This window comes from Eudoraea sp., assembly GCF_049665975.1.
GTDB lineage: Bacteria > Bacteroidota > Bacteroidia > Flavobacteriales > Flavobacteriaceae > Eudoraea.
The window spans coordinates 1-1,754 of sequence record NZ_JBATGR010000414.1; the positions used below are offsets into that span (position 1 = coordinate 1).

2 protein-coding genes are annotated in these 1,754 nt (G+C 41.3%); one reads left to right on the forward strand and one right to left on the reverse strand.

Going from position 1 to position 1,754, the window contains the following annotated elements:
* Window positions 1–297 (forward strand): hypothetical protein (locus tag WBN20_RS13675; RefSeq protein ID WP_424282092.1); only part of this gene is annotated, 297 nt, incomplete at its 5' end.
* On the opposite strand, the gene WBN20_RS13680 is transcribed toward WBN20_RS13675, so the two are convergent.
* Window positions 289–1,671, reverse strand: coding sequence for a transglutaminase-like domain-containing protein (locus WBN20_RS13680; protein ID WP_424282093.1), 1,383 nt, complete (start codon window positions 1,669–1,671; stop codon window positions 289–291). The genes WBN20_RS13675 and WBN20_RS13680 overlap by 9 nt on opposite strands.
* Window positions 1,672–1,754: the final 83 nt, after the last annotated feature.

Sequence of the window (1,754 nt, forward strand, 5' to 3'; positions counted from 1 at the left end):
TTAATTAATAAAACAATTGATATTATGAGCAGCTTAAAAAAACTTAAATTCTTTACTCTGGTAATGTTATTATTTGGCTTCGTTGCAGCCGGTACGTTAAGCTCTTGCAGGGACCAAAAGAAGAAAGAAAACACCGAAGAGCAGGCTGAACATCCTGAAGGTGAAGAGCATCCTACAGAAGAAGGGGCTGCCAAAGATGAACATCCGGCTGCTAAAGAGGGCGAAGAACATCCTGCGAAAGAAGAGGGTGATCATCCTGAAGGCGAAGAACATCCTAAGGATTCCGTATCAGGGTAGGCTTAACTGATTTTCTGAGATTTCTTGCTCAGCTTTCCGGCGAAATGAAAAAAATGTCTTCGGAAATGCTGGGGTTTTGCCTATTTCCATTACAGGATATGCAAGAAAGTTTATGGGTCCAAAATATGGTCCGGGTTCTACAAGTAGATCCCGTCCTCTACTGAATTCGATACGATTTGCCGGATGCCGACCAAAGTAATAAGTAGCGAGAGCCGTGTATTTATTGGCTTCACTGATATCTACTGGCCACCATTTTCCCTCAGCATAAAATTCTGCCCAGCAGTGATAGCCGTCGATGCCACCTTCATCCCGATCAGATGGGATTGAAGCCCCTACAGCAAACCGGGATGGTATTCCTGCAGATCTGGCCAGGGAAATGAAGAGCGAATGAAACTCGGTGCAATTACCGGTTAAGGCATCGCATGCGTAAACTGCATCACCCGTACCATATTTGCCTGCCTTTATGTAACGCATATTGTCGATAACATAATCATACAAAGCCCTTGCATGCATTATTGCACCTTCGCTGTTTTTTAGTCCAATAATGGAATCTGCCAGAACCTGAAACCGGTCGCCTACGGGCATCAGTAAACTGGGATTCAGATATTTTGTAAGCGACGAATCATCCTCATAGGGCTTTTTCTCTTGCCTCTTCACATGGTAAACAATTGCTATTTTTTCCCCACTATGTTCTGGAAATAATTCGAAATAGAATACGGTATTCCCATAATTTTTTTCCTGGAGTATTTGATGTTTCACAGGAGCTTCAATACTAGTTAATTCAACCGTCTGAAAGTGATCAGTCTGTGGAACAGGAATCCACATTTTTGCAGGATCCGTAATATCCGGTAAGGTAATCTCATAATGAAATTCAAAGCTGTCTTCTCCTTCAATGACCCCTAACAAATCATTTGATGCGTTTTGGACAGGCATTCTGTACCAGGTCTTATCCTTGCGTTGTTTCCAGGTGTAAAAGGGCTTACCGTTAAGCTTGTGCAGAGTAGTTTCGGTAACGTTCATACTACCGGGATCTCCATCTAAGAAGAAATCCACATCGTATACATCGCCACTTATATCGGCTAAATCTACACAAGCAAAATGACGTTGAGGGCCTAAATTTGAAAGGTATTCCGTATGGACACGAACCAATTTCAGGCGAAGCTCTTTGTCATCGGAACTTATATTAAAATACCCACCTCCTTCTTCTACCTTTTTTGCAATATTGGCCTTAATGCCCTTCTCTATATCTGCGGTGACCACCTTGGGAAGTTTACTTACTGCAAGCGTTTTTTCTTCTTTTTTCTTTTTCGTACTTGTGTTGCAGGCCATTACCAAAGCAAGAATGAAAAGATAAATGATCCGTGAGTATTTCATTTTGTATTTAAATTTAGATTGTATGAATTTACAATAATTCCAGTGTTCTCCCAATAACTCTATTTATCTCCGGAAATCTATTC